Below are 26,676 nucleotides of genomic sequence, written 5' to 3' on the forward strand. Positions count from 1 at the left end.
TCAGCGCGGCAGCAGGCTTTCGCCCATCAGGTATTCATCCACGGCCCGGGCGCACTGGCGGCCCTCGCGGATCGCCCAGACCACCAGGGACTGGCCGCGCCGCATGTCGCCGCAGCTGAACACCTTCGGCGCCGAGGTCCGGTAGTCGTCAGTGTTGGCCAGCACGTTGCCGCGCGGGTCGAGGGCGACGCCGGCCTGCTCGACCAGGCCCTCGCGCCGGGGACCGACGAAGCCCATCGCCAGCAGCACCAGATCGGCCTTGAGGGTGAACTCGCTGCCGGGGACCTCGGTCATGGTCATGCGGCCGTCTGGGCCAGGCGCCCAGTCGACGCGGGCGCAAACCAGACCCTCGATCACGCCGTCGCGCTCGATGGCGCCGCGGGTGGTGACGGCGAAGTCGCGCTCGACCCCTTCCTCCTGCGACGACGAGGTGCGCAGCTTCAGCGGCCAGTCCGGCCAGACCAGGGCCTTGTTCTCGCGCACCGGAGGCTCGGGCATGATCTCCAGCTGGATCACCGACAGGGCGCCCTGGCGGTTGGACGTGCCGATGCAGTCCGACCCGGTATCGCCGCCGCCGATCACCACCACATGCTTGCCCGTGGCGCTGATCGTGCCGGCCGGTGCGGCGAGCGCCTCGTCGTCGCCGGCGTTGCGCTTGTTCTGCTGGGTCAGGAAATCCATCGCATAGTGGATGCCGTGCAGACCGCGTTCGGGGATCGTCAGGTCGCGCGGCCATTCGGCCCCGCCGGACATCACCAGGGCGTCATAGCCGCCCAGCAGCCACTCCACCGACACCTGGGCGCCGACCTCCACGCCCGGCCGGAAGGTGACCCCTTCGGCCTCCATCTGGGCGACGCGGCGGTCGATGTGATGCTTCTCCATCTTGAAGTCGGGGATGCCGTAGCGCAGCAGGCCGCCGATGCGGTCGCTCTTCTCGAACACCGTCACCGCATGGCCGGCGCGCGCCAGCTGCTGGGCGCAGGCGAGGCCCGAGGGACCCGAGCCGACCACCGCCACCCGCCGGCCGGTGGGCTGGGCGGCCGGGCGCGGCGTGATCCAGCCCTCGGCCCAGCCGCGGTCGACGATCTGGCACTCGATCGACTTGATGGTGACCGGCGTGTCCTGGATGTTCAGGGTGCACGAGGCCTCGCACGGGGCGGGACAGATGCGGCCGGTGAACTCCGGGAAGTTGTTGGTCGAGTGCAGGTTCTCCAGCGCCGTCTGCCAGCGGTCGCGGTAGACCAGATCGTTCCAGTCGGGGATCTGGTTGTTCACCGGACAGCCCTGATGGCAGAACGGGATGCCACAGTTCATGCAGCGCGAGGCCTGGCCCTTCAAGGCATCGTCCGACAATGGAACGATGAATTCCTTGAAGTGCTTCACGCGCTCGGTCGGCTTGGCGTAGGCGCGATCGCGCCGTTCGATCTCAAGGAAGCCGGTGGGCTTTCCCATCAGGCAGGCTCCAATAACATTATGTCGGCCGGTTCCGGGCTGGAGCCCCCTCCACCGCTTCGCGGTCCCCCTCCCCCAAGGGGGGAGGAGAAGGAACTCCGACTACCGTTCTCTTCCCCCTCAGGGGGAAGTGGATCGGCGCCGAAGGCGGCGAGACGATGGGGGCTCCAGCGGAGAACCGGTATCGTTCGCTCGCCCTCGGACCCGGGCCGGGCAGGTTGAAACATCGGTCGCTATTCGGCCGCGACCGCCTTGGCGGCGGCGCGTTCGGCGGCGAGGTCGGTGAGGGCGCGGCGGTAGTCCTTGGGGGTCACCTTGACGAAGGCGGCCAGCGCGGCGTCCCAGTCCTCCAGCAGCATCCGCGCGCGGGCGCTGCCGGTATAGAGCTGGTGCCGCTCGATCAGGACCCGCAGGCGTTCCGCGTCGAAGTTCAGCGGATCGCCCATGCCGCTGTTCTCGACGCTGACGGACTTCTGGCTGGGTTTCGCCAGCCCTTCGTCCTCACGGTCCACAGGCTTGCTCGGGCCGATCGGCTCGACGTCCACCATGGCCATGTTGCACAGCGCCTTGAACCGGCCCTTCGGGTCGTAGACGTAGGCGATGCCGCCGCTCATGCCGGCGGCGAAGTTGCGCCCGGTGTCGCCCAGCACGCAGACCACCCCGCCGGTCATGTATTCGCAGCCGTGGTCGCCCACGCCCTCGACCACCGTCACGGCGCCGGAATTGCGCACGGCGAACCGCTCGCCGGCCACGCCCTCGAAATAGGCCTCCCCGGCGATCGCGCCGTACAGCACGGTGTTGCCGACGATGATGTTCTCGGTGGGCTCGCGATTGGCCTGCGGCGGCTGGCGCACCACCACCCGTCCACCGGACAGCCCCTTGCCGACGTAGTCGTTGGAATCGCCCACCAGCTCCAGCGACACGCCGCGGGCGGCGAAGGCGCCGAAGCTCTGGCCGCCGGTGCCGGTGAAGCGCACCGAGATGGTGTCCTCCGGAAGGCCGGCGTGGCCGTAGCGGCGGGCCACCTCGCCCGACAGCATGGCGCCGACGGTGCGGTTGACGTTGCGGATCGTCTTTTCGATACGCACCGGCTCGCCCCGTTCCAGGGCGGGCAGGGCGGCGGCGATCAGTTCGTTGTCCAGCGCCTTGTCCAGCCCGTGGTCCTGGGTCTCGCGGTGCAGGGTGGCGACGCCCTCGCCCGCCGGGGCCTGGTAGAGCAGCTTGCTCAGGTCGACGCCCTTGGCCTTCCAGTGTTCGACGGCGGGACGAACGTCCAGGCGATCCACCCGGCCGATCATCTCGTCCATCGTCCGGAAGCCCAGGCTGGCCATGATCTCGCGCAGCTCTTCGGCGACGAAGAAGAAGTAGTTGATCACGTGCTCGGGCTGGCCGGTGAAGCGCGCGCGCAGCACCGGGTCCTGGGTCGCCACCCCCACCGGGCAGGTGTTCAGGTGGCATTTGCGCATCATGATGCAGCCGGCCGCGATCAGCGGCGCGGTGGCGAAGCCGAACTCGTCCGCGCCCAGCAGGGCGCCGATGGCGACGTCGCGGCCGGTGCGCAGACCGCCGTCCACCTGCACCGCGATGCGGCCGCGCAGGCCGTTCAGGATCAGGGTCTGCTGGGTTTCGGCCAGGCCGATCTCCCACGGCGAGCCGGCGTGCGTCAGGCTGGTCAGCGGCGAGGCGCCGGTGCCGCCCTCGAAGCCGGAGATCGTCACATGGTCGGCGCGCGCCTTGGAGACGCCCGCGGCCACGGTGCCGACGCCGACTTCCGACACCAGCTTCACCGAGATGCGGGCGCGCGGGTTGACGTTCTTCAGGTCGTGGATCAGCTGCGCCAGATCCTCGATCGAATAGATGTCGTGGTGCGGCGGCGGGCTGATCAGGCCCACGCCGGGCGTGGAGTGCCGCACCCGGGCGATGTTCTTGTCGACCTTGTGCCCCGGCAGCTGGCCGCCCTCGCCGGGCTTGGCCCCCTGAGCCATCTTGATCTGGATGTCGTCGGCGTTGACCAGGTACTCGGCGGTGACCCCGAAGCGGCCCGAGGCCACCTGCTTGATCTTCGAGCGCATGGAATCGCCGTTGGCCATCGGCACGAAACGGTCGGCTTCCTCGCCGCCTTCGCCGGTGTTCGACCGCCCGCCGATGCGGTTCATGGCGATCGCCAGGGTGGTGTGCGCCTCGCGGCTGATCGAGCCGAAGCTCATCGCCCCGGTGGCGAACCGCTTGACGATTTCCGACGCCGGTTCGACCTCGTCGATCGGCACGGGGGTCTCGGCGAGCTTGAACTGCATCAGCCCGCGCAGCGTCAGCAGCCGGGCCGACTGTTCGTTGATCGACTGGGCGAAGGCCTTGTAGTCGGCGCTGACGTTGCCGCGCACGGCGTGCTGCAGCCGGGACACCGACTCCGGCGTCCAGGCGTGCTCCTCGCCACGCAGGCGGAAGGCGTAGGTCCCGCCCACGTCCAGCATGTCGCGATACACCGGCGCATCGCCGAAGGCGTCGCGGTGACGGCGCACGCTTTCCTCGGCGATCTGTTCCAGGCCGACGCCCTCGACCGTGGTCGCCGTGCCGGTGAAGTACCGCTCGACGAAGTCCGTGGAGAGGCCGACGGCGTCGAAGATCTGGGCGCCGCAATAGGACTGGTAGGTGGAGATGCCCATCTTGGACATCACCTTCAGCACGCCCTTGCCGATCGCCTTGGTGTAGTTCTTGGCCGCCTCGTAGGCGCTCTGCGGCAGGCCGCGCTCGACGCGCAGCTGCTCGATGGTCTCGAACGCCAGGTACGGGTTCACCGCCTCGGCGCCGTAGCCGGCCAGAACGCAGAAGTGGTGCACTTCGCGCGCCTCGCCGGTCTCGATGACGAGGCCGGTCTGCATGCGCAAGCCCTGGCGGATCAGGTGGTGGTGCACCGCCGCGGTGGCCAGCGCCGCCGGGATGGCGATGCGCTCGGGCGAGAGCGCGCGGTCGGACAGGATCAGGATGTTGCTGTCGGCCAGCACCGCCTCGGTGGCGGCGTAGCACAGCTTCTCCAGCGCCCGCTCCAGGCCCGCCGCCCCGTCGTTGGCCGGCCAGGTGGCGTCCAGCGTCTTGGTGCGGAAGGCGCCGTCCAGCAGTTCGGCGATCGAGCGGATCTTTTCCAGGTCGGCGTTGGTCAGCACCGGCTGGAGGACTTCCAGCCGCTTGTGCGTGCCGGCCTGGCGGCCCAGCAGGTTCGGCCGCGGCCCGATCATCGACACCAGGCTCATCACCAGTTCCTCGCGGATCGGGTCGATCGGCGGGTTGGTGACCTGGGCGAAGTTCTGCTTGAAGTACTCGTAGAGCAGCTTGGGCCGCCTGGAGAGCACGGCGATCGGCGTGTCCGCGCCCATCGAGCCGATCGGATCGTCGCCCTGCGAGGCCATGGGCTCGAGGAAGAAGTTCAGGTCTTCCTGGGTGTAGCCGAACGCCTGCTGGCGATCGAGCAGGGCGCGCGCGTCATTGGCGACGGCCGGCTCCCAGGCCGCGGGCTCGGGCAGGTCCTCCAGCTTGAACTGGGTCTGGCGCAGCCACTCCTCGTAGGGCTCGGCGTCCGCCAGGCTGGCCTTGATCTCGTCGTCGTCGATGATCCGGCCCTGCTCCATGTCGATGAGCAGCATCTTGCCGGGCTGCAGGCGCCACTTGCGGACGATGCGCTCCTCGGGGACGGTCAGCACGCCGACTTCCGAGGCCATGATCACATGGTCCTGGTCGGTGATCACGAAGCGCGCGGGGCGCAGGCCATTGCGATCCAGCGTCGCGCCGATCTGGCGGCCGTCGGTGAAGGCGATGGCGGCCGGGCCGTCCCAGGGCTCCATCAGGGCGGCGTGGTACTCGTAGAAGGCGCGCCGCTTCGCGTCCATCAGCGGGTTGCCGGCCCAAGCCTCGGGGATCAGCATCATCACCGCCTGGGCCATGGGGATGCCCCCGGCCATCAGCAGCTCCAGCGCGTTGTCCAGGCAGGCGGTGTCCGACTGGCCGTGCGGGATCAGCGGCCACATCTTGTCCAGGTCCGGCCCCAGCAGGTCGGATTCCAGGGTGCGGCGGCGGGCGTTCATCCAGTTGACGTTGCCGCGCACGGTGTTGATCTCGCCGTTGTGGGCGATGAACCGGTACGGGTGCGCCAGCTTCCACGACGGGAAGGTGTTGGTGGAGAACCGCTGGTGCACCAGCGCAAGGGCCGACTCCGTGCGCTCGTCCGAGAGGTCCTTGTAGAAGCGGCCCACCTGGGTCGCCAGCAGCAGGCCCTTGTAGACCACCGTGCGCGACGAGAACGACGGCATGTACAGCTGGGTCAGGCCCGGCATGCCGTACTTCTTGGCCAGGTCCTCGAGCGGATTCTGGGTCTGCTTGCGGATCGCCAGCAGCTTGCGCTCGAAGGCGTCCTGGTCGCGGGTCTCCGGTCCGCGGGCGACGATCGCCTGGCGGATCACCGGCATGTCCTCCAGCACGGCCTTGCCCAGGCCGTCGGTGTCCACCGGCACGTCGCGCCAGCCGACCAGCACCTGGCCCTCGACGCGGACGAAGTGCTCGAACTGGCTGACCGCCAGCGCGCGGGTGTCCTCGTCGCGCGGCAGGAAGCACATGGCCACGGCGTAGTCGCCCGGCGCAGGCAGCTGGGCGCCTTCAACCCGGGCCCATTCGCGGATCAGTGGATCGGGGATCTGGATCAGGATGCCGGCGCCGTCACCCACCAGCGGGTCGGCGCCCACGGCGCCGCGGTGATCCAGATTGACCAGGATCTCGAGGCCGCAGGCGACGACCTCATGGGATTTTTTCCCCTTGATATTGGCCACAAAACCAACGCCGCACGCGTCATGTTCATGGCGCGGGTCATAAAGCCCCTGCGGTGGCGGAAGATCGAGCAAATTATACCCCACAAACCCGTCCGGGACCCTCACTTTTGGAAGGGTCGTTCGCGGCGCTATTACAAGGGAAGGTCCGGCCCTGTCGACTGGGCGCCGATCAAAGTCGCGTTTGCCGGGCCGTTCTGACGCCGAATCGACCGGCAATCGCGCAGTTCTGATCGTCTAAGCCCCGGAAATTTCAGGGCGAGTGCGGCGGTGTCGCAAACGCTTGCGGAGGATTCCCGCCGGCCGCGAGCCGCTCGCGCGGCAGGCGGTCCCGCAAAGGCGATTGCAAGCTTGACGACGCAGTAAGTTAGGGTCGACAGTCCTGCAAAATTCAACACAGGGGGAGCGTTCCGTGAGGAAGTACGCAGTATTGACGGCTGCGGCCAGCGTCGTGGCCGTGGCTTTTCTTAGCGGGTGCAGCAAACCAGCAGAGACAAGCGCCCTATCGCCGGACACCAAGAAGGCCGTCGACGCCCTGACCGCCAACGAAGTCGACTTCGCCGCCGCCGCCAAGGCGAAGGACGTCGAGAAGATGGTCAGCCACTACACAGCCAGCGGCGAGCTGCTGGCCCCCGGGCAGACCCCGTCGAAGAACACCGACGTGCTGCGCTACGTCTGGCGGCAGATGATGGCCGACCCGGCCTTCGCCCTGGACTTCAAGGCCAGCCGCATCGAGGTCGCGGCTTCCAACGACTTCGCCTATTCGACGGGGACCTACACCCTCACGTCGACCGATCCGAAGACCAAGGCGCCGGCCACCCACAGCGGCGGCTACGTCACCGTCTACAAGAAGGTGGCCAACGGCTCGTGGAAGGCGATGGAGGACATCGTCACCACCGCCTCCGCCCCCGCCGCGCCGGCCAGCCCGCAGGTGGTCACCAACCCGCCGCCCAAGGCCGCGCCGGACACCGCCGCAGACGAGGCCGCGATCCGGGCCCAGGAGACCCAGTGGGCCGCGGACTGGAAGGCCAAGGATGCGACCAAGCTGGCGGCGCATTACGACGCCGCCGCGACGGTGCTGCAGCCGGCGACCCCGGCCATGACCGGCTCGGCCGCCATCGGCGCCGGCCTGGCCGAGGTGGCGAAGGACCCGGCGATCAAGGTGGAGTTCTCGCCCGACAGCGTCACTGTCGCCCCGTCGGGCGACATCGCCTTCTCGCGCGGCAAGTTCACCCAGACGGCCACCGACCCGAAGACCAGGAAGCCGGCGACCATCCACGGCGCCTACGTCACGGTCTACCGCAAGCAGGCCGACGGCAACTGGAAGGCCGTGGCCGACGCGGCGTCCGAGGAGCCGTAGACGCGTCTCTCCGCGCGCCTGTGGCCGGTCGTTGCGCACAACCCTTCTCCCCTTGCGGGAGAAGGTGCCCGCCGCAGGCGGACGGATGAGGGGTTGATGATCCTGCGAGACTAGCCTGCACACGCTGGCGCGGCGCCAACCGGCGATGCCGCACCAACCCCTCATCCGTCTTGCTGCGCAAGACACCTTCTCCCGCAAGGGGAGAAGGACAGACGGTTCGCTGCGTTGGGCGTCGCCGGGGATGACGCCATCATGCATCCGGGCCTAGAGTGTGGCCCGACCGCAATTTCAGCGGCCGGGCCCGTCTCCTGTCGGGCCCTTCCAATTTCGAAGCCCGCCCCAAGGCGGCCTGGAAGGAACGCATTCATGGAACTGGCGCCGAAGAAGACCGGCCTCTCCGTCGCGCGGCTTGAGCGCATCACCGAGCACCTGGACCGAAACTACATCGGCCCCGGCAAGATCGCCGGCGCCCAGGTGGCCGTCGCCCGCCGCGGCCATCTCGCCTATTCCCGCTCGTTCGGCCAGATGGACCGCGAGCGCGGCAAGGCGATGACCGACGACGCCATCTTCCGCATCTACTCGATGACCAAGCCGATCACCTCGGTGGCGCTGATGAGCCTCTACGAGCGCGGCCATTTCCAGCTCAACGACCCGGTCAGCCGCTTCTTTCCGTCGTGGAAGGGCCAGCGGGTGTGGGTGTCCGGCTCGGGCGCCGACATGAAGACCGAGGCGGCCGTGCGCGCGCCGACCATGCGCGACATGCTGTGCCACACGGGCGGCCTGACCTACGGCGCGGCCCTGGTGGCGCTGGGGGCGCCGGATGAGGGGCATCCGGTGGACAAGGTCTATGCCGAGGTCGGCGTGCGCCGCGGTCGCGGCGAGACGCTGATGGAGTTCATGGACAAGCTGGGCCAGGTGCCGCTGCGCTACCAGCCGGGCGAGCGCTGGATGTACTCGCTGTCCACCGACGTCTGCGGCGCCCTGGTCGAGCGGATCAGCGGCAAGCGCTTCGACAGGTATCTGCAGGAGACCATCTTCGACCCGCTGGGGATGAAGGACACCGCGTTCAACGTCACCGACGACAAGCTGGACCGGTTCTGCGCCAACTACCGCCGCGGCGCCGACAAGTCGCTGCAGCTGATCGACGATCCGCAGACCAGCGAGTACCGCAAGGAGCCCAGCTTCTTCTCCGGCGGCGGCGGCCTGACCGGGACCACCGAGGACTATCTGAAGTTCTGCGAGATGCTGCGCCGGGGCGGCGAGCTGGAGGGCGCGCGCATCCTCGGCCCGCGCACCATCGAGCTGATGAAGCGCAACCACCTGAAGGACGGCCGCGACCTGACGGAGATGGCCATCGGCGGCTTCTCCGAGACGGCGAACGAAGGCGTCGGCTTCGGCCTGGGCTTCGCCAGCACGCTGGACGAGGTGAAGAACGGCGGCCTCGGGGCCGGCGACTTCTACTGGGGCGGCGCCGCCTCGACCATCTTCTGGGTCGACCAGAAGGAAGACCTGAGCGTGGTGTTCATGACCCAGCTGATGCCGTCGGGGGCGTTCAACTTCCGCGGCCAGCTGAAGAGCATCATCTATTCGTCCATCGTCGACTAGAGTCCCTGCCCTCCCGGCCCCGTCGCCGGGAGGGACGCCGTCCCGAAAGACGCCATGACCGAAGCCACCGCCGCCGCCAACGCCGATCAGGCCGCCTATTGGAACCAGCAGGCGGGGCCGACTTGGGCCGCGATGCAGGAGATCATGGACTGGCAGCTGGCGCCGCTGAGCCGCGCCGCCATCGACGCCCTGGCGCCCCGCGAGGGCGAGCACATCCTGGACATTGGCTGCGGCGCCGGAGCAACCAGCCTGGACCTGGCCTGGCGCATCGACCCGGAAGGTTCGGTGCTGGGCGTCGACATCGCCGAGCCGCTGCTCGCGCTCGCCCGCGCCAGGGCCGACGCGGCCGGCTATCCGCAGGTGCGGTTCGCCCTGGGCGACGCCCAGACCCACGCCTTCGAGCCGGGCGCCTTCGACGCGGCGTTCTCGCGCTTCGGGGTAATGTTCTTCGCCGACCCGACCGCCGCCTTCCGCAACATCCGCCGGGCCCTGCGCCCCGGCGGCCGCCTGGCCTTCGTCTGCTGGCGCGCGATGGCGGACAATCCGCTGATGACCCTGCCGATGCAGGCGGCGGCCCCGGTGCTGGACGCCCCGGCCGCGCCGCCGGCCGATCCGCATGCGCCCGGACCGTTCGCCTTCGCCGACGGCGAGCGGGTGCGGCGGATCCTCAGCGAGGCTGGCTTTGCCGACATCGCGGTCACGGCCCATGACGAGCGCATCGGCGCACGGACGCTGGACGACGCCCTGCAGACCGCCCTTCGGGTCGGCCCGCTGGGCCGGGCCCTGGCCAGCCAGCCGGATCGCCGCGACGCGGCGGTGTCGGCCGTGCGCGAGGCCCTCGCGGCGCATGCGGGGCCTGACGGCGTGCTGGTGCCCTCGGCCACCTGGATCGTCACCGCGCGGTCTCCCGACTGAGACCTTGCGGCAGGCCCGACGCCCCCGGCGCGGGCGGCGGGCGCCGGCCTTTCGGCCCCTCCCCGTCCTGGGTGCAGAAATCTGCGCCTTACGGAAAACTCCGTTCGCACAAACCCGCTTTCGCGTGGTCAAGCTACGCCACAAGCGAAACTGATTCGGGTTGGAGGCGACCATCCCAGATGCGGACCATCGCGGTGATCGCCCGCAAAGGCGGGTCCGGGAAGACCACCGTGGCGACGCACCTGTCGCTGGCCGCACACCTGCGCGGCTATCGCACCCTGGTCGCCGACACCGATCCCCAGCGGTCGTCCGGCGAGGTGCTGCATGTGCGCCGCGAGAGCGGACCGCAGTACGTCGACACCACCGGCCGAGATCTCTACGGCGTCCAGGCTCAGGCCGTGCGGGCCGGTGTGGAGGCGATGTTCATCGACACCGCCGCCGGCGCCGAGGAGGACCTGGCCAGCGCCATCGTGCTGGCCGATCTGTCGCTGCTGGTGCTGCGCCCGACGTTCCTCGACATGGCGGCCTCGGTGCACACCGTCGACGTGGTCCGACGGCTGCGCAAGCCGGCGATCATCATCGTCAACCAGGCGCCGGTGATGCGCGAGGGCGCCGAAGCCCCCGCCGTGAAGCGCGCCCTGCAGGCGCTGCAGATCATGCGGCTGCCGGTCGCGCCGGCGCTGCTGCGCTCGCGCGCCGTCTACCAGACCGCGCTGGAGCACGGCCACTCGGTGGAGGAGCTCGGCGAGAGCGCGGCGGCCCGCGAGGTCGGCGAGCTGTGGGACTTCGTCGAGCGCTTCGCCTTCGGCAAGCGCGCCGAGCCGGCGCCCGCCCCGCGCGCGGTGACCGGCGACCTGTTCGCCACGGTCGCCGGCGCCTAGACTAGAGCCCTTCCAGGGTCAGAGGGAAGCGGTCAGACCCTGACGAACCGCAGGGTCATCCGGTCGCTCTCGCCGATCGCGTCGTACTTCGAGTGATCGAACGCCGGATTGGCCGGCTGGCCGTTGGGGGCGGACTGGCGTGTGGGCGGCAGGGTCCAGACGCCGAACGGATGGTCCTTGGTGTCCTTCGGGTTGGCGTTGACCTCCGAGCGGCCATCCAGGCGGAAGCCAGCCATCTTCGCCTGGTCGATCACCCAGGCTTCGGAGACGTAGCCGGTTCCGGCCTTGGGGTCGGCGCCATCGGGCGCGCGATGGTCCTCGACCCCCATCAGGCCGCTGGGCTTCAGGGCGGCGTGGAAGTCGGCGAACGCCTTCTGGATGAAGCCATCGGCCCAGTTGTGCGTCTCGCGCGAGACGATCACCAGGTCGACGGTTCCGGGGGGCGCCAGCGGGCCCGACACCCGGCCGAACCCCGCTACTGTCACATCGCCATAGACGGCCTTGTCGGCGTACTTCGCCTCGAAGGCGGCGCGTCCCTGCCGCGCGGCGTCGGACAGCTTGGGATTGGCCAGGTCCGCGCCGGCGGCGATGTAGCGGCCATGGGTGGCGGCCAGGTAGGGCGCCAGGATGTCGGTCCACCAGCCGGTCCCCGGATTGACGTCGATCACCGTCATGCCCGGCTTCAGGCCCCAGAAGGTCAGGGTCTGGGCCGGATGGCGGAAGGCGTCGCGGGCCCGGTCCGCCGGCTTGCGGCGCGGATCGTCGATTGCCGCCTGCAGTCGCGGATCGATGGGCTGGGCCAGCACCCGCGGGGCGACGGCCAGGGTTGGCAGCGCAAGGCCGGCGGCGAGCACGGCGCGGCGGTCGAGCGACATGGGAGTTCCTCCGGTGGCGTCCTGTCTTTGGTCCAGCTTAGGCAAGGGCTCAGCCAGCGCGCCCCAGAAATTCTGCACGCCGGCGCAGGGGCTCAGCGCGGCGCGTGCAGCGCCCGCTCGGTCTCGCGCACATAGACCCGGTCGAACTCCTTCACGTCGTCGGCCAGGGCGTCGTACTCCACCAGCGAGGGATGGCGGCGCAGCGACTCATCCTTGCGCGGCGCATCGGTCCAGCGCCAGCCGTCCATGCGCCGCTGGGCGTTCCAGCGGTGATGTTCGAGCCGCGCGAGCGCCTCACAGCCCTCTTCGTCCGTGAACAGATGATGGTCATCGCCCAGCAGCGGCATGCCGATCACACCGCGCCAGAGGGTGGGCGCGATCCCGGCGCTGGCCAGCTTCGCCGGGATGTGGGCCACGGCGTCACGGTTGGCCTGGCGGAAGGTTTCTTCCAGCTCGTCCCAGGGGCGCGCCGAGGTGTTCTTCGGGTCGTCGCGCACCTCCGGCGCCAGCGCGGCCCGGTAGGCGGCGCTGAAGCTGCGCGCCGCGGCGTCCGGCGTGCGCGACAGGAACTCGCTGGCGGCGAGGATCGCGTCGAGATCGCCGAACGGGGTCAGGGCGTCCAGGCCCCGCGCCTCGCCGTGATGCTCGCCCAGGGCGTTGGCGTCACGCAGACGCACGAAGATCGGCGCCCGGGCAATGCCCACCGAGCGAAGCATCGACTGCACCATGCCGGCGCTGGCCAGCACCGCCGCGTCCTCGGCCAGGCAGATGTAGGCCGCGGTCATCGGTCCGCCGGCCTGCACGATGCCGGTCAGGCTGGCGGCGTCCGGCTCGATGGCCTCGCTGGCGACCCGGCCGGCGACGAACACGAACTCGGCGCACTCGTCGATCTCCGGCGCGCGCAGGCGCATCACCCCTTCCAGGGCCCGGGCCTGGGGGTCGATCACGGTGATGCGCGGCTTTTCCAGATAGGTGGTGCGACAGTTGACGATCAGGTCGCGGGCGATGGCCTGGCCGGCCTGGCCGAAGCCGACGATCACCGCGTGGATGCGCTGGTGGCCGAAGGCGCGGGCCAGCAGGAAGGGGGGGTGCGCCTGGTGCAGGGCCCGGGCCGAGATCGCTGCGCGCGACAGCACCCGGGTGCGCGACTGGTTCAGGGTCGCGGCGGCGTCCTCCGCCAGCCGCGCGTCGCGCATCAGCACGGTGATGAAGGATCTCGGCGCGGCGGCCCTCGCCGCGCGCACCAGGGTCAGGGACAGGGCGTCGTCGGTGTTGCTGAGCAGCACGTGCTCGGCGTGGCGGCAGTGCTCGTACACCGCGCGGGCGGCGTCCTCCGGCGGCCAGGGCAGGGCGATGGCGCCCATGTTCGAGACGCCCAGGCTGGGCGCGCCCAGCCAGAGTACGCTGCGCCCCGAGCGGAACGCCTGGTCGAAGGCCTTGGTCGCCAGGGCGCCGGCGCCGATGACCACCACCTCCTGTTTGAGGAACCGCGCGGCGGCCAGGGCCAGCCGCTCCTGCAGCACCGCGGCCAGCGCCGTGCCGGCGGCGCCGAACACTGCCGCCAGACCCGTCCAGCGCCCCACCAGAATGCGCCAGTCGTGGGTCGGCGCGCCGCCGCCGTAGACGTCGTTGTAGGCGAACAGGGCGGCCGAGCGGTACAGGGAGTCGGCCACGGTCGCGCCGGTGTCGATCCAGGCGCGCAGCCCCAGCGCCAGGGTGACCATCACCAGGGTCGGGAGCAGCCACACGGCCCACAGCGAGATCAGGGTGCGCCGGCGGCCGCCGTGGTCGGTTGGCTTGGCCTCACTCATCGCCGGACGTTCCGGATGGGCGGCCCATCGCCCCTGCCGTCAGTACGGGACGTCCGAGCGGCTGGCGCGCGACGGGGCGCCGGCGCCGGCGCCGGGGGTCTTGGGCTGGTGACGGCGGGCCGCCTTTTCCGCGGCCGCGGTGGCCGCAGCGCTGTCGCCTTCCTCGGGCGGCGCGGCCGTGGCGCCAGCGCCGGGCGCGGCGGCGCCAGGGGCGGCGGACGCTGCAGGGGCGGAGGACGCGGCCGGCGCAAGGGTCACGGTCGGGGTGGCGGCCGCGGCGCTGCTGGCCGGCGCGGCGGTACTGGCGGCGGCGGCCGACGAGCCGGACTTCGGGCCCAGCACGAACCATGCGGCGGCCGCGGCGGCGGCGACCACCACCACCAGGCCGATGATCAGCGGCAGGGGCGAGCCCTTCTTGCGCGCCGGCGCGGCGGCCGTGGGGGCCGGCGCAGGCTTTGGCGCGGGGGTCGGGATCGCCGCAGCCGGTTCAGGCGGGGACGCCACGGCCTCGACCGGCGGCGCAGGATCCGCTTCGGGCTCTCGCTCGTCCTCCACCGCCGGCGGCGCGGCGGGCCAGATGGCGACCGTTTCCGCCGGGGGCTCCGGGGGCGCCGCGGGCGCGACAGGTTCGGGCGCGACAGGTTCGGGGAGCGCCGCCTCAGGCGCTTGGACCTCGGGCGCGTGCGCCTCCGGCTCCGGCGCAGCCAGCTCAGGCGCTGCAGCGGGGGCCGCCACGCGGGCTGCGCCGGCCGCCTCGACCTCGCCGATCTCCTCCGGACCGAGCACGTTGGCGATCTGGGAGGCCAGGGCGTTCATCGCCAGCTCCCAGTCGGCGAAGAAGTCGATCCACTGCCGGGTGGCGAACTCGTAGGCGAAGGCGTCGTTGGGCGCCACGTCCTCGATGCGCAGCGGCACCACGGTCAGCTTCTGCTGGCTGGCCAGGGCCAGTTCCTTGTTCATCTCCGCCGAATTGTTCGAGTTGGCGGTGAACACCAGCAGCATCAGCTTGGCCTTGCGGATCGCCCGCACGATGGCCACCTGGAAATTCTCCCCCGGGAGAATGTCCCGGCTGGAGATCCAGCACTTGAAGCCGCGTCCCTCCAGGGCCTGACAGAGCGTGTTCGCGACCTTGCGGTCCTGCGACGCGAAGCTGATGAAGATACTGGCGCTCATGGAAAGTAGACGCGGCCCCGCCCGAAAACGGCGGCAGTTAAGCTAGAGCCGCGCGCGCGTTGCAAGTGCGAAGTGGTTTTGAGCGCATTTCGGCATTGGCGAAAACCGCGGCGTGTGCGTAATGGCGGAACAACGGTCGCCCGTCTGGGCAGCTGGCATCATCCACGTTTTACGGGCGGGACTTCTGCGGATGGCGACCCTGGTTGCCCGTCGGCGGAAGCATCGAGGGAGTGGGACATGCGTAAGATGCGCATCGCGCCGGGCCGTGCGCGCCGGGCTATGACCTTGGTTGCGGGCCTGTTCGGCGCGCTGTCACTGACCGGCGCCGCGCAGGCGGCGGGCGACACCGTGCCGGACAGCACCTGGGCCGCCACCTGGGCCGCCAGCCCCGAGCCGCCGCGCAGCCCGCCGACGGTGCTCAACAACCAGACCATCCGCGAACTGGCACGCGTCAGCCTGGGCGGCGGGCGCTTCCGCGTGCGGCTGACCAACGAATACGGCGCCAAGCCGGTGACCATCGCCTCGGCCCACATCGCCATCGCCACAGGCGTCGGCGCGCAGATCCAGACCCCGAGCGACCGGCAGCTGACCTTCAACGGCAAGGCGGTGGTGACCATCCCGGCCTTCTCCAGCGTCGTCAGCGACTCCGTCGACGTGCCGGTGCCGAACCTCTCCACCCTGGCCGTCAGCCTCTACTTCCCCGGTCCCAGCGGCGACGCGACCAGTCACTTCTTCGGCCTGCAGACCGCCTATGTCGCCGCCGGCGCCCAGACCAGCGCGGCCGACCTGCCCGGCGCGGCGACCCTGACTGAGCGGCCGTTCGTCTCGGCCATCGAGGTGGGCGTGGCCAAGAAGACCAAGGTGATCGCCGCCATCGGCGATTCCATTACCGACGGCTTCGGCTCGCAGATGGGCGCCAACCACCGCTGGCCCGACCACCTGGCGGAGCGGCTGGTGGCCCGCAAGGCGCCGACCTATTTCGCGGTGATCAACACGGCGATCAGCGGCAACCGGCTGCTGCACGACTTCATCGGCCCGAACGCGCTGTCGCGGCTGGATCGCGACGTGCTGGCCCAGTCCGGCGTGAGCCATCTGATCGTGCTGGAGGGGGTCAACGACTTCGGCTTTCCCGGCGCGCGCAAGCTGCTCGACGAGGAGGTCACCGCCGACGACGTGATCATGGCCTACCGGCAGATCATCCTCCGCGCCCACGCCCACGGCATCAAGGTGATCGGCGCCACCCTGCCGCCCTTCGGGCCGATCCCGTCGCGACCGGGCTTCTACAGCGAGGCGTCGGCGGCCAAGCGGGTGGCGGTGAACGCCTGGATCCGCAGCGGACGCGCCTTCGACGGCGTGATCGACTTCGACGCCGTGCTGCGCGATCCCAAGGACCCGACGCGGCTGAACCCGCTGTACGACAGCGGCGACCACCTCAACCCCAACGACGCCGGCTACAAGGCGATGGCCGACGCGATCGACCTGAAGCTGTTCGACTGAGAGAGAGGGGCGACGACGGGGCGGTGGCCTTGCGCCCCCTCCGTCAGCCCGCTTCGCGGCCTGCCACCTCCCCCGCTACGCTGCGCTTCGCAAGGGAGGAGGGTGAACGCCGTCGATGATTCTTCTCCTCCCCTGCGCAGCCGAAGGCGAAGCGGGGGAGGGGGCGCAAGGGGGCGCGCGCAGTCCCCGCCCTACCCCACCGCCTTCAGCGACTTCACGTGCGCCCGTCCCTTGTCGTCGGGCTCGGTCGACACCCGCGCGCCCAGCGGATCGGCGGCGATCATCGCCTGCACCAGGTCCGGATCGTCCACCGTGGCGGCGAAGCGCTCGCCCGCGGCGGTGTGGGCGACCACCACGCCCAGCGGGGCCGGGCCGGCGTAGTCGATGGTATAGGTGTCGACCACGCCCTCGGCCGGGCCGGGCGCGGCGAGCGGCGGCGCCGGCCAGGCGTCGACCTCGGCCTGCAGGGCCGTGCTGTCGAAGCCGGTCCAGGTCGACGGGCGCGTCGAATAGATCCCCACCGAGTACTTGGACAGGAAGCCGCCGTTGGCGCCGACGAAGCCCACCGCGCCGGGCCTGGCCCGCAGCGCGCGCACCATGCTGGCGATGGCGTGCATGGAATAGTTGTTGCCGGCGCCGCCGAAGAACGGCAACCCGCCGGTCACGGTCAACGGCCGCGGATCGTCCGCCGTCATCCCCAGGCCGTCGCGCACGTTGAACACGGCGATCGGGAAGCAGCTGTAGAAATCGAACAGGTCGACGTCGGCGAGCGACAGGCCGGCGGTCTGCAACGCCCGTTTCGACGCCAGTACGGCGGCCGGGCTGGACGCCAGGTCCTGCCGCTCGATCGGCGGGCGCTCCTTAACGTCGGCCCCGCCGTGCACGTAGACCAGCCTGTCCTCCGGCACGCCCAGAGCGCGCGCCGTGTCGGCGGCGGCGATCAGCACCGCCGCGCCCTGGTTGGCCTGGTCGCGCGCCACCATGCGGCGGGGGAAGGGATCGGAGGTCAGCCGGTTCGGCCCGGTGACCGTGGCCAGGGCCTCGGCGTCGTAGACCTCGCGCGACATGGCGTGCGGATTGCCGGCGGCGACTTCGGTGAAGGGGGCGAACAGTCGGCCCATTTCCCGGGCATAGGCGTCGCGCGACAGGCCCAGCCGCGCGCGGCGGGCGTTCTCGAACAGGGCGTAGACGCTGATCGGCGTGCGCGCGCCGTGCCGCGCGAGTTCGGCGCTGTTGAGGCCGTCCACCGCGAAGCCGCGATCCTCCAGCTGGCCGCCGAGGGTCTCGGCCCAGTCGCGGGTCTGACCCTGGCTGGCGAGGTGGCGGACCGTGGAGATCGCTTCGGAGCCCACCAGCAGCACCATGTCCGCCTCGCCCCGGCCGATCGCCTGGGCGAACTCGTTGACCAGGTGCTGTGGCCCCTGCCCGCCCACCGGCTCCAGGATCGCCCGCGCCGGGTCGGTGCCGATGCGCCGGGCGACGGAGCGCGGGAAGTTGTCCGCCGCGCCGAACGGGGGCTTGGCGTTGGGGCCGGAGACCTCGAACTGGCGGATGGCGGCGATCACCTGGATGTGCGGGGCCAGCGGCTGGCTCGCGCCGGCGTCCTCGAGCGCCGCCTGGGCCGCGGCGGCGGCCAGCGCGGCGGGCGACAGGGCCTGATAGTCGGCCGCGTCGATGCGCTCGGACGCCTCGCCGACCCCGATGATCACCGGTCTCAGATCGCGCGCCAAAGCCGCCTCCCTCGTGCTGTCGTTCGACGTTTCGCCGCACCCTGACCAGAGGCGGCCGCGCGTGTCGAGACTGACGTGGCGAGAGGCGACGATGGCTGCGGCCGACGGGCCAGGCGCGATACAGCGGGTTGCCGGCCCGGGGAAATCGATATATCTAATCGCCGATATATCGAAATATTTCAACACCGCTACAATTGCGGGTAGGGACTGGTGACACGCTGGGCTGGCGGTTCACCGGCGCCGCGCGCAGTATGGCGGCCATACCGCATACGGATTTCAAGATGCCGGATTCCACAGGCGCGCAGGGAGGCGCGCCCCCGCGTGAGGACGCTCGTCCGCCTGGCGAGCACGAGCAGCCGCTGGCTGAAAAGCCTCAGATCGACGTCAAGGCGATGCCCCGGGTGCTGCAGCGGATCACGGCCATGGCCGTCCGCCAGGAGCCCGGCCGGGTCGCCATCGCGATCGCCTGTTCCCTGGGCGCAGCGATCGCCGGCCTGACGCTGCCGAAGCTGTTCGGCCACGCCGTCGACCAGGCCCAGGTGCTGCTGAAGGCCGTCGAGCACGCCCGCCTGGCGCACATGGGCGCCAGCGAGATCGCCGCCCTGATGGGCCGCTCCAAGCACGCGCTGTGGATCTCCGCCCTGCTGGTCATCGTCGCCAGCTCCGCACGGGGCCTCCTGACCGGCTACGGCGGCTACCAGGGCGAGTACGTCAGCCAGACGGTGGCCTACCGCCTGCGGCTGGACTTCTTCCAGCAGCTGCAGCGCCTGTCGTTCGGCTTCCACGACAAGATCCACTCCGGCGACCTGATCACCCGCGGCATGCTCGACCTGGAGGGCACGCGGATGTTCATCCAGAACGGCATGATGCAGTTCCTGACGCTGCTGCTGCTGCTGGCGGTCGCCACGGTGCAGATGGTGCGGGCCGACGCCACCATGGCGCTGCTGGGGCTGGCCTTCGTGCCGGTGGCCGCGTGGATCCTGGCGCGCATGGGCTTCCTGCTGCGGGTCACCTGGATGCGGGTGCAGGAGCTGATGAGCATCCTCACCCTCACCATGGAGGAGAACCTGCAGGGCATCCGCGTGGTGCGCGCCTTCGCGGCCACGCAGTTCGAGCTCGGCAAGTTCGACAAGGCCGCCAGCGAGGCCCTGAACCAGTCGTACAAGCGCATCGTGCTGCGCTTCCGCTCGGTCTCGGCCATGACGCTCAGCTTCAACGCCTCGATGGCCGCGCTGCTCTGGTACGGCGGGCACAAGGTGGCGGCGGGCCAGATGACCGCCGGCCGGCTGACCGAGTTCCTGACCTACATGACCCTGCTGCAGGCGCCGATCCGGCAGATCGCCATGATCGTCATGGCCGCCGCCCGCGCCACCACCTGCGGCGGCCGGCTGTTCGAGATCCTCGATCAGCCCCCCGCCATCGCCGACAAGCCCGGTGCGCCGCCCCTGAAACCCACCGCCGGCCTGCTGCGCTTCGAGCACGTCGACTTTAGCTACGATCCCGGCAAGCCGATCCTGCACGACATCAGCTTCGAGGTCGGCCTGGGCAAGACCCTGGGCATCGTCGGCCCGCCCGGCAGCGGCAAGTCGACCATCGCCAACCTGATCCCGCGCTTCTACGACGTCACCGCCGGGCGCATCACCCTGGACGGCCAGGACATCCGCGACGTCACCCTGCCGTCCTTACGCGAATACATCGGCCTGGTGCAGCAGGAGGCCTTCCTGTTCGACTCCTCGGTGACCAACAACGTCGCCTATGCCGATCCCTGGGCCGACGAGGACCGCATCACCGGCGCGGCCCGCACCGCCCAGATCCACGACTATATCGCCAGCCTCGCCGGCGGCTACGAGACGCGGGTCGGCGAGCGGGGCGTGGCCCTGTCGGGCGGCCAGCGCCAGCGGATGTCGATCGCCCGCGGCGTGGTGCCCGGCCCGGGGGTGATGATCTTCGACGACTCCACCGCCGCCATCGACGCGGTGACGGAAAAGAAGGTGCGCGACGCCCTGGCCGAGGCCACCCGCGCCAAGGCCACCATCATCATCGCCCACCGCCTCTCGTCGCTGATGCACGCCGACGAGATCATCGTGCTGGAGGCGGGCCGCATCGTCGAACGCGGCACGCACGCCGAGCTGTTGGCGATGGGCGGCGAGTACGCCGACCTCTACCAGCTGCAGACCCGCAGCGAGCAGGGCCTGTCGATCGCCGACGCCAAGCTGAAGCGCAAGATCGAGGAGGCGGTCTGATGAGCGACATGGCTTTCGACCGCGACCCCGGCGTCGCCACCGCGCCGCGCAAGCCCCGCGCCAACCTGGGCACGGCCGACGCCGAAGAGATCTTCATGTCGTTCGACACCAAGATCCTGCGCCGGTTCTTCGCCTTCCTGAAGCCGCACAGGGCCTTCCTCTACGCGGCCCAGGCGGCGGTGCTGTGCTCGGCCGGCAGCCAGCTGATGATCCCGTTCCTGATCGGACGGGCGGTGACCGCGGCGCAGGAACACGACCCGTCGCGCCTGGACCGCGTGGTGGCCATGTTCGTCGGCGTGGCGGTGTTCTACGCCTTCGCCTTCTTCACCGACCAGTGGATGAGCTCCCGCCTGGCCCAGGCGGTGATCTTCGACGTGCGCCGGGCGATGTTCGCCCACTTCCAGCAGGTCTCGCTGTCGTTCATGGACAAGACCCACGTCGGCCGGGTGATGAGCCGGCTGCAGGGCGACGTGAACGCGCTGCAGGAGTTCCTGGAGAGCTCCACCGGCGCGCTCGGCGACTTCGCCGTGCTGATCGGCACGGTGATCTTCATGCTGGTGATGAACTGGAAGCTGGGCCTTTTGACCATGCTGGTGCTGCCGGCGCTGGTCGGCATCCGGGCCATCTGGCTGCCGTTCTCCAAGACCACCTTCCGCAACGCCCGCGACGCCTCGTCGATCGCCAACGGCGCCCTGGCCGAGAACATCAACGGCATCCGCACGGTGCAGGAGACCCGGCGCGAGGCGATGAACTTCGAGCTCTACGAGGAGAAGGCGCGGGGCAACATGACCGCGCAGATCCAGTCCTCGGCCCTGACCCAGGTGATGGTGCCGACGGTCGACATTCTGACCGGCTTCGCCATGGCGGTGATCATCGTCGTCGGCGGCGGCGAGGTGCTGAACCAGGAGCTGCAGGTCGGCGCCATGGTCTCGTACGTCTTCTATGTGCAGCGGTTCTTTGACCCCGTGCGCATGCTGTCGATGCAATACACCATCATGCAGCGGGCGATGGCCGCCGGGCACCGCATCTTCGAGGTGCTGGACGTGCCGGTGAGCATCGTCAACAAGCCCGATGCGGTGGTGCTGAAGGACGTCGAGCCCACCGTCGAACTGGACCACGTGACCTTCGGCTATTCGCCCGACCGTGTCGTGCTGCATGACGTCAGCCTGAAGGTGGCCCCCCGACAGGTGGTCGCCCTGGTCGGCCCGACGGGCTCGGGCAAGACCTCCATCATGTCGCTGGTGCGGCGGTTCTACGAGGTGGACCAGGGCCGCGTGCTGGTCGGGGGCCACGACGTGCGCGACGTGACCCTGGAGAGCCTTGGCCAGACGATCGGCATGGTGCTGCAGGAGCCGTTCCTGTTCACCGGCACCATCGAGGAGAACATCCGCTACAACACCGCCGGCGCCACGCACGAGGACATCGTCGCCGCGGCCAAGGCGGTCTCGGCGCACGATTTCATCATGCGCCTGCCGGACGGATACCAGACCCAGCTTGGCCAGCGCGGGCGAAACATTTCGCTCGGACAGCGCCAATTGCTGTCGTTCGCCCGGGCCCTGGTGGCCAATCCGAAGATTCTGATCCTGGACGAGGCCACCGCCAACATCGACAGCTTCACCGAGCTGGAGATCCAGCGCGCGCTGAAGGTGCTGTTCGCCGGCCGCACCTGCCTGGTGATCGCCCACCGCCTGGCGACCGTGCGCGACGCCGACATGATCGTGGTGCTGCAGCAGGGCCACATAATAGAGCAGGGCCCGCACGACGCGCTGATCGCGCGTAACGGCCTCTATGCCAAGCTGTATTCATCCAGCCACGGGTCATTTGATGATCTTCCTGGTGAAGGTGAACAGCGGGCTGACCGAGGTATCGTTGCTACATGAACTGTTAACCAGGGCGCATTTGTCGCGCTAAGCTGATCTTCACGGATTGCCCCTAGTTTGCCACAAAGTGGAATACCACTCTGCGGGGGCAGAACATCGTGTCTTATAAGTTACTGGCCAGCGCCTCGGCGCTGGCGCTGCTGTTTGGCGGCCAGGCGGTCGCCGGCGCGGACCGCTCGGCGGCCTGGCAGGCCCAGATCGGCGACACCGCCGCGGTGCAGGCCACCGCCAAGGGCGGGGCAGGCATCACCATCGGCATCGTCGACACCGGCATCGCCGCCAGCAACCAGGAAGTGACCGGCCGCGTGCTCGGCGCCTCGTCCTGCGCGGCGGTCACCTTCCGCTGCTCGAACGGGGTCTACGACGACAACAGTCATGGCACGGCCGTGGCCGCAATCGCCGCGGGCAGTTACAGCCCGACGCCGGCGATCAGCATGTCCGGCGTCGCCCCCTCTGCCACCATCCTGTCGGAGAAGGTGCTGAACGCCTCGGGCACGGGGATGAACAGCGACATCGCCAACGGTATCACCAAGGCGGTGAACGGCGGGGCGCAGGTGATCAACCTCAGCCTCACCTACATGACCAACAGCGACATCATCAGCGCGGTGAACTACGCCGCGTCGAAGAACGTGGTGATCGTCTGGGCGGGTGGCAATTCGTCGGCCAACCTGAACAATGGCGCGAACACGAGCGGCCTCTCCGCGGCGGCCCTGCAGCGCCTGATCCTGGTCGGCTCGGTGGGGTCGAACAACCAGATCTCCAGCTTTTCCAACAAGCCGGGCAGCGGCAAGGCAGGCTCGACGGCCTATTCGTCGCTGTGGCTGATGGGCAATGGCGACAGCATCATCGCGCCGGGCCTGCAGTACGGCTCGACCTCGTTCGCCTACTGGACCGGCACCTCGATGGCCGCGCCGGAAGTGGCCGGGGCCGTGGCCCTGCTGGAGGCGACCTGGCCGGTGCTGATGCGCAACGGCACGGCCGCGCAGGTGCTGTTCCTGACCGCCACCGACCTTGGAACCAAGGGCGTCGACTCGACCTACGGCAACGGCCTGCTGAACATCAATCAGGCGTTCCAGCCGATCGGGGCCCTGACCGTCACCCAGGCCAACGGCAAGTCGACGCCGGTGAGCAGCCTGACCAGCGCCATGATCACCTCCGGCGCCCTGGGCAACCTCAGCGCCATCCGCAGCCAGCTGTCGGCCTACACCACCTTCGACAGCTTCCAGCGCAACTTCACCAGCAACCTTTCGGGCCTGGTGTCGACGAGCTCGGTGGCCACGGTCGTCACCCCGGCCCCGGTGTCCGTCAGCACCCCGACCACGCTGGGCCGCCACCTGGCCGGCGGCGGCTTTGTCATGGCCACCGGCCTGCAGCCGGTGTCGTTCGGCGAGGCGGTGTTCGGCGACAGCGGCGCCAACGACGTCGCCGACCGCATGTTCGGCGCGCGTGACCGCGGCATGACCGCGGTGATGCTGGCCGACGGCCGCGGCGACGTGGCGGCGGTGTCGCGCGGCATGAATTCCTCGGCGGCCTTCGCCCAGGCCTTCTGGGGCGTCGACGCCCCGGCCGCCGACCTGACCAGCCACATCGGCGCCAGCACCGCCCTGCTGAACCTGGCCCAGGGCGGCAACGCCTCGGCGATCGGCGCCAGCCTCGGCGGGCGCGTGCGCCTGGCCGCCGGCTGGTCGGCCACCGACGAGACCACCTCGTCCGGCCTGGCCAGCAACCGCACCCTGTCCGGCGCTTCGGCGGCGGTGGTGGGCGCGACCGCCCAGGTCACCCGCCGCTGGACCCTGGGCGTCTCCTATTCCGGCCTGAAGGAGACCAACGGCCTGCTCGGCTCGACCTACGACGGCGCCGGCCTGCTGTCGTTCGGCGGCCAGCACCGGAGCCGGGAAGTCTCGATCAGCACCGCCTATGATCTCGGCAGCGGCCGCAGCCTGCTGGCCGAGGCCGCCTGGGTGAGCGCCGACGGCGCGAAGCTGAACGACGGCCTGATCCGTGACGTGAGCAACATCACCGCCCGCGCCTGGGGCGTCTCCTTCGTCCAGGTCGACGCCCTGCGCGCCGGCGACAGCCTGACCGTGTCGATCCGCAAGCCGCTGCGCGTCAGCTCCGGCACGGCGGACCTGGCGGTCACCACGGTCGACGACCAGGGTTACGCCCACACCGGCTTCACCCGCGTGGGCCTGACCCCGGACGGCAACGAGACCGACCTCGACCTGGCCTACGGGACCGTCGTGCGCGGCGCCCTGCGCCTGGGCGGCGAGGTGGACTTCCGCTCCGACGCCCAGAACGTCCGCGGCCAGAACGACGTCGCCTTCAGGCTGGCGGCCAACCTGCGGTTCTGATCCCTCCCGACTGTCCTCCCGGAAAGGCGCGCATGCGCCTTATCCGGGGCCGCCGGAAGCCCGGGGGGGGCCGGCTCGACACACGCTGACGCCTGCCGCGGTCCCGGATATCCGCTGCGCGGATTCCGGGATGACAGATGGGAGGGGACCCTCAGCGGCCGTGAAACACCGGCGGACGCTTCTCGACGAACGCCTTGAACGCCTCGCGGCTGTCCTCGCTGGCGCCGCAGGTGGTGTGACGGGCGGTCTCGACGGCGACGAACTCGGCCAGGCCCATGCGCTCGGCGTCGAGGAAGTTGGCCTTCATCGCCTTCAGCGCCAGCGGCGCGGAATTCGCCAGCCGGTCGACGATCTCGGCCAGGCCCGCCTCGAAGCCGGCCTCGTCGAACATCCGCGACACCAGGCCGATGGCCTTGGCTTCTGCAGCGTCGAACTTGCCCGGCAGGAAATAGAGCTCGCGCGCCTTCGCGGCGCCGACGATGCGCGGCAGGGTCCACGGCCCGCCCATGTCACCGGAGATGCCGACGCCCAGGAAGGCGGAGTTGAAGCGGGCGGTGTCGTCGCAGACCCGCAGGTCGCACGCCGCCGCCCAGCCGAACCCGGCTCCGGCGCAGGCCCCGCGGATCGCCGCGACGGTCACCAGCGGCGCCTCATGCAGCAGGGTGGCCACATGGAAGGTGCTCGGGTCGGACTTGCCGCCCGCGCCCGCCGCATAGGCCTTCACGTCCGCGCCCGGGCAGAAGTCGCGCCCGGCGCCGCGCAGCACCAGCACGCGCAGCGAGGTGTCGGCGGCCGCGTCCTGCAGCGCGGCCCAGAACTCGTCCATCATCAGCTGGACGATGCCGTTGCGCGCCTCGGGCCGGTTCAGGGTGATGGTCGCCCGATGGTCGCCCTTGTCGTAGAGGATGGTCTGGTAGGCGGCCATGGTCGTCTCCCTGCCGGCGGATGTCCCTCCGCCGCGTGCAGCTTGACCCGCCCGGCCGCTGCGGTAAACGGCCGCCGGGAGCGCGCACGGAGACTCAGGGACCCCGCCCCCTGCCGGTCCGTCGAGACGTGATCCGGGCGCAGGTGGCGTGCGTACAGTCTGCAGCCCGCGAAGGTGACCATGGCCGGCCCCGACGACCATCCCCTGTTCCAGGGTTTCGCCAACGTCTGGACCCCAGCGGCGCGCAGCGCTCGCGTGGGTCGCCGCCCCGTGCGGATCGTCGTGGCGGGCGAGCCTGTCGTGCTGTTCCGCGACCGCGCCGGCCGCGCCGGCGCCCTGATCGACCGCTGCCCGCACCGAGGCGTGGCCCTGTCCGGCGGGCGCGTGGGCGAGGACGGCTGCCTGGAATGTCCGTTTCACGGCTGGCGCTTCGACACGCGGGGCGTCAACCGGCGCATTCCCCTCAACCCGGAGGCGCGCCTGGACCGCATGCCGGCCACCGCCCTGGCCGTGCGCGAGATCGGCGAGTTGATCTGGCTGCGCACGGCGCCCGGCGCGGACGCCGCCGAAGACCCCGTGGCGCCTGAGGGACTCGCCGCGCCTGGCCTTGCCCGCGCCTACACCGAGCGCGTGTGGCGATGCCATTGGACCCGGGCGATGGAGAACATGCTCGACAGCCCGCATCTGCCCTTCGTGCACCGCCGGACCATCGGCCGTCCTCTGCGGCGACGCATGACGGACGCCTCGCGGATGGATATCGGCTGGGAGGACACCTCCTGGGGCGGCCGCGCCAGCGCGGCGCTCGACGGCGTCGACGGCGGGGCCCTGCTCGAGTTTCATCGGCCGAACATCATGTCGCTGCTGATCCCAGCGCCCGGCCGGCATCTGCGCATCCACGCCATCGTCACGCCGTCGGACCCGGGCCGGACGCGCCTCACGGTCGTCGGATCACGGGACTTCCTGCGGTCGCCGGCGTTCACGCCGCTGTTCGCCTGGATGAACGGGCGCATCGCCGACGAAGACCGCGCCGTCGTCGAGTCGTCCGGCCCGGCGGAAGTTCCGGCGCCCGGGCGCGAGCCCTCCGTCGGCACGGACCGCGCCACGTTGCAGTTCAGGCGCTACTATTACGCCACCCTGCGCGACTCGTTCGCCTGAGGGCCTTGCCCG

The 26,676-nt window shown here is 70.3% G+C and carries 16 protein-coding genes; 9 read left to right on the top strand and 7 right to left on the bottom strand.

Annotated elements, in window-relative coordinates; genetic code table 11:
* Both ACO2Q3_RS15635 and gltB read right to left on the bottom strand, forming a co-directional pair.
* Positions 1 to 1,452: a glutamate synthase subunit beta gene (locus ACO2Q3_RS15635; RefSeq protein ID WP_423308110.1), complete on the bottom strand. Its 1,452-nt coding sequence runs from the start codon at positions 1,450 to 1,452 to the stop codon at positions 1 to 3.
* 233 nt (positions 1,453 to 1,685) lie between these two features.
* Complete coding sequence (gene gltB, locus ACO2Q3_RS15640) at positions 1,686 to 6,371, bottom strand: glutamate synthase large subunit (RefSeq protein WP_423308112.1); 4,686 nt, start codon at positions 6,369 to 6,371, stop codon at positions 1,686 to 1,688.
* Positions 6,372 to 6,675: 304 nt separating this feature from the next.
* On the opposite strand from gltB, the gene ACO2Q3_RS15645 reads away from it, so the two are divergent.
* The 4 genes from ACO2Q3_RS15645 (at position 6,676) to ACO2Q3_RS15660 (ending at position 11,024) form a co-directional block, all read left to right on the top strand.
* Positions 6,676 to 7,623: a YybH family protein gene (locus ACO2Q3_RS15645; protein ID WP_423308114.1), complete on the top strand. Its 948-nt coding sequence runs from the start codon at positions 6,676 to 6,678 to the stop codon at positions 7,621 to 7,623.
* 366 nt (positions 7,624 to 7,989) lie between these two features.
* Entirely contained in the window at positions 7,990 to 9,228 is a 1,239-nt protein-coding gene (locus ACO2Q3_RS15650; protein WP_423308116.1) for a serine hydrolase domain-containing protein, read from the top strand.
* Between the two features lie 54 nt (positions 9,229 to 9,282).
* On the top strand, positions 9,283 to 10,143 hold the full coding sequence (locus tag ACO2Q3_RS15655) for a class I SAM-dependent methyltransferase (protein WP_423308118.1): 861 nt from the start codon (positions 9,283 to 9,285) through the stop codon (positions 10,141 to 10,143).
* A 179-nt stretch (positions 10,144 to 10,322) separates the two neighbouring features.
* Positions 10,323 to 11,024, top strand: coding sequence for an AAA family ATPase (locus ACO2Q3_RS15660; RefSeq protein WP_423308120.1), 702 nt, complete (start codon positions 10,323 to 10,325; stop codon positions 11,022 to 11,024).
* A 32-nt stretch (positions 11,025 to 11,056) separates the two neighbouring features.
* On the opposite strand, the gene ACO2Q3_RS15665 is transcribed toward ACO2Q3_RS15660, so the two are convergent.
* The 3 genes from ACO2Q3_RS15665 to ACO2Q3_RS15675 all read right to left on the bottom strand — a co-directional run bounded on the left by ACO2Q3_RS15665 (position 11,057) and on the right by ACO2Q3_RS15675 (position 14,883).
* On the bottom strand, positions 11,057 to 11,899 hold the full coding sequence (locus ACO2Q3_RS15665; protein ID WP_423308122.1) for a class I SAM-dependent methyltransferase: 843 nt from the start codon (positions 11,897 to 11,899) through the stop codon (positions 11,057 to 11,059).
* A gap of 92 nt (positions 11,900 to 11,991) precedes the next feature.
* A complete protein-coding gene (locus tag ACO2Q3_RS15670) occupies positions 11,992 to 13,710 on the bottom strand; it encodes a RyR domain-containing protein (RefSeq protein ID WP_423308124.1) in 1,719 nt (572 codons plus the stop codon).
* Between the two features lie 39 nt (positions 13,711 to 13,749).
* Complete coding sequence (locus ACO2Q3_RS15675) at positions 13,750 to 14,883, bottom strand: toll/interleukin-1 receptor domain-containing protein (RefSeq protein WP_423308126.1); 1,134 nt, start codon at positions 14,881 to 14,883, stop codon at positions 13,750 to 13,752.
* 237 nt (positions 14,884 to 15,120) lie between these two features.
* On the opposite strand from ACO2Q3_RS15675, the gene ACO2Q3_RS15680 reads away from it, so the two are divergent.
* On the top strand, positions 15,121 to 16,380 hold the full coding sequence (locus ACO2Q3_RS15680; protein ID WP_423308127.1) for an SGNH/GDSL hydrolase family protein: 1,260 nt from the start codon (positions 15,121 to 15,123) through the stop codon (positions 16,378 to 16,380).
* A gap of 191 nt (positions 16,381 to 16,571) precedes the next feature.
* Here the strand turns inward: ACO2Q3_RS15680 and ACO2Q3_RS15685 are convergent, their stop codons facing one another.
* Complete coding sequence (locus ACO2Q3_RS15685; RefSeq protein WP_423308129.1) at positions 16,572 to 18,110, bottom strand: acetyl-CoA acetyltransferase; 1,539 nt, start codon at positions 18,108 to 18,110, stop codon at positions 16,572 to 16,574.
* 281 nt (positions 18,111 to 18,391) lie between these two features.
* Between ACO2Q3_RS15685 and ACO2Q3_RS15690 the strand changes: the two genes are divergently transcribed.
* The 3 genes from ACO2Q3_RS15690 to ACO2Q3_RS15700 all read left to right on the top strand — a co-directional run bounded on the left by ACO2Q3_RS15690 (position 18,392) and on the right by ACO2Q3_RS15700 (position 24,584).
* Positions 18,392 to 20,353 (top strand): ABC transporter ATP-binding protein, encoded by a 1,962-nt coding sequence (locus tag ACO2Q3_RS15690; RefSeq protein ID WP_423308131.1) that lies wholly within the window; start codon positions 18,392 to 18,394, stop codon positions 20,351 to 20,353.
* Complete coding sequence (locus tag ACO2Q3_RS15695) at positions 20,353 to 22,233, top strand: ABC transporter ATP-binding protein (RefSeq protein ID WP_423308133.1); 1,881 nt, start codon at positions 20,353 to 20,355, stop codon at positions 22,231 to 22,233. Before ACO2Q3_RS15690 ends, ACO2Q3_RS15695 begins: the two co-directional genes overlap by 1 nt.
* 98 nt (positions 22,234 to 22,331) lie before the next feature.
* Positions 22,332 to 24,584, top strand: a complete 2,253-nt coding sequence (locus tag ACO2Q3_RS15700) for a S8 family peptidase (protein WP_423308135.1) — start codon at positions 22,332 to 22,334, stop codon at positions 24,582 to 24,584.
* A 151-nt stretch (positions 24,585 to 24,735) separates the two neighbouring features.
* On the opposite strand, the gene ACO2Q3_RS15705 is transcribed toward ACO2Q3_RS15700, so the two are convergent.
* On the bottom strand, positions 24,736 to 25,509 hold the full coding sequence (locus ACO2Q3_RS15705; protein WP_423308137.1) for an enoyl-CoA hydratase/isomerase family protein: 774 nt from the start codon (positions 25,507 to 25,509) through the stop codon (positions 24,736 to 24,738).
* Between the two features lie 180 nt (positions 25,510 to 25,689).
* On the opposite strand from ACO2Q3_RS15705, the gene ACO2Q3_RS15710 reads away from it, so the two are divergent.
* Entirely contained in the window at positions 25,690 to 26,664 is a 975-nt protein-coding gene (locus tag ACO2Q3_RS15710) for a Rieske 2Fe-2S domain-containing protein (RefSeq protein ID WP_423308139.1), read from the top strand.
* The last annotated feature ends 12 nt before the right edge of the window (positions 26,665 to 26,676 follow it).

It is taken from the genome of Caulobacter sp. KR2-114 (assembly GCF_049446115.1).
Lineage (GTDB): Bacteria > Pseudomonadota > Alphaproteobacteria > Caulobacterales > Caulobacteraceae > Acaudatibacter.

Excerpts from the sequence above, each read along its gene's own strand:
- ACO2Q3_RS15635 (WP_423308110.1), bottom strand. The coding sequence starts at position 1,452 with ATGGGAAAGCCCACCGGCTTCCTTGAGATCGAACGGCGCGATCGCGCC.
- ACO2Q3_RS15650 (WP_423308116.1), top strand. The coding sequence starts at position 7,990 with ATGGAACTGGCGCCGAAGAAGACCGGCCTCTCCGTCGCGCGGCTTGAG.
- ACO2Q3_RS15655 (WP_423308118.1), top strand. The coding sequence starts at position 9,283 with ATGACCGAAGCCACCGCCGCCGCCAACGCCGATCAGGCCGCCTATTGG.
- ACO2Q3_RS15660 (WP_423308120.1), top strand. The coding sequence starts at position 10,323 with ATGCGGACCATCGCGGTGATCGCCCGCAAAGGCGGGTCCGGGAAGACC.
- ACO2Q3_RS15665 (WP_423308122.1), bottom strand. The coding sequence starts at position 11,899 with ATGTCGCTCGACCGCCGCGCCGTGCTCGCCGCCGGCCTTGCGCTGCCA.
- ACO2Q3_RS15670 (WP_423308124.1), bottom strand. The coding sequence starts at position 13,710 with ATGAGTGAGGCCAAGCCAACCGACCACGGCGGCCGCCGGCGCACCCTG.
- ACO2Q3_RS15675 (WP_423308126.1), bottom strand. The coding sequence starts at position 14,883 with ATGAGCGCCAGTATCTTCATCAGCTTCGCGTCGCAGGACCGCAAGGTC.
- ACO2Q3_RS15680 (WP_423308127.1), top strand. The coding sequence starts at position 15,121 with ATGCGTAAGATGCGCATCGCGCCGGGCCGTGCGCGCCGGGCTATGACC.
- ACO2Q3_RS15690 (WP_423308131.1), top strand. The coding sequence starts at position 18,392 with ATGCCGGATTCCACAGGCGCGCAGGGAGGCGCGCCCCCGCGTGAGGAC.
- ACO2Q3_RS15695 (WP_423308133.1), top strand. The coding sequence starts at position 20,353 with ATGAGCGACATGGCTTTCGACCGCGACCCCGGCGTCGCCACCGCGCCG.
- ACO2Q3_RS15705 (WP_423308137.1), bottom strand. The coding sequence starts at position 25,509 with ATGGCCGCCTACCAGACCATCCTCTACGACAAGGGCGACCATCGGGCG.
- ACO2Q3_RS15710 (WP_423308139.1), top strand. The coding sequence starts at position 25,690 with ATGGCCGGCCCCGACGACCATCCCCTGTTCCAGGGTTTCGCCAACGTC.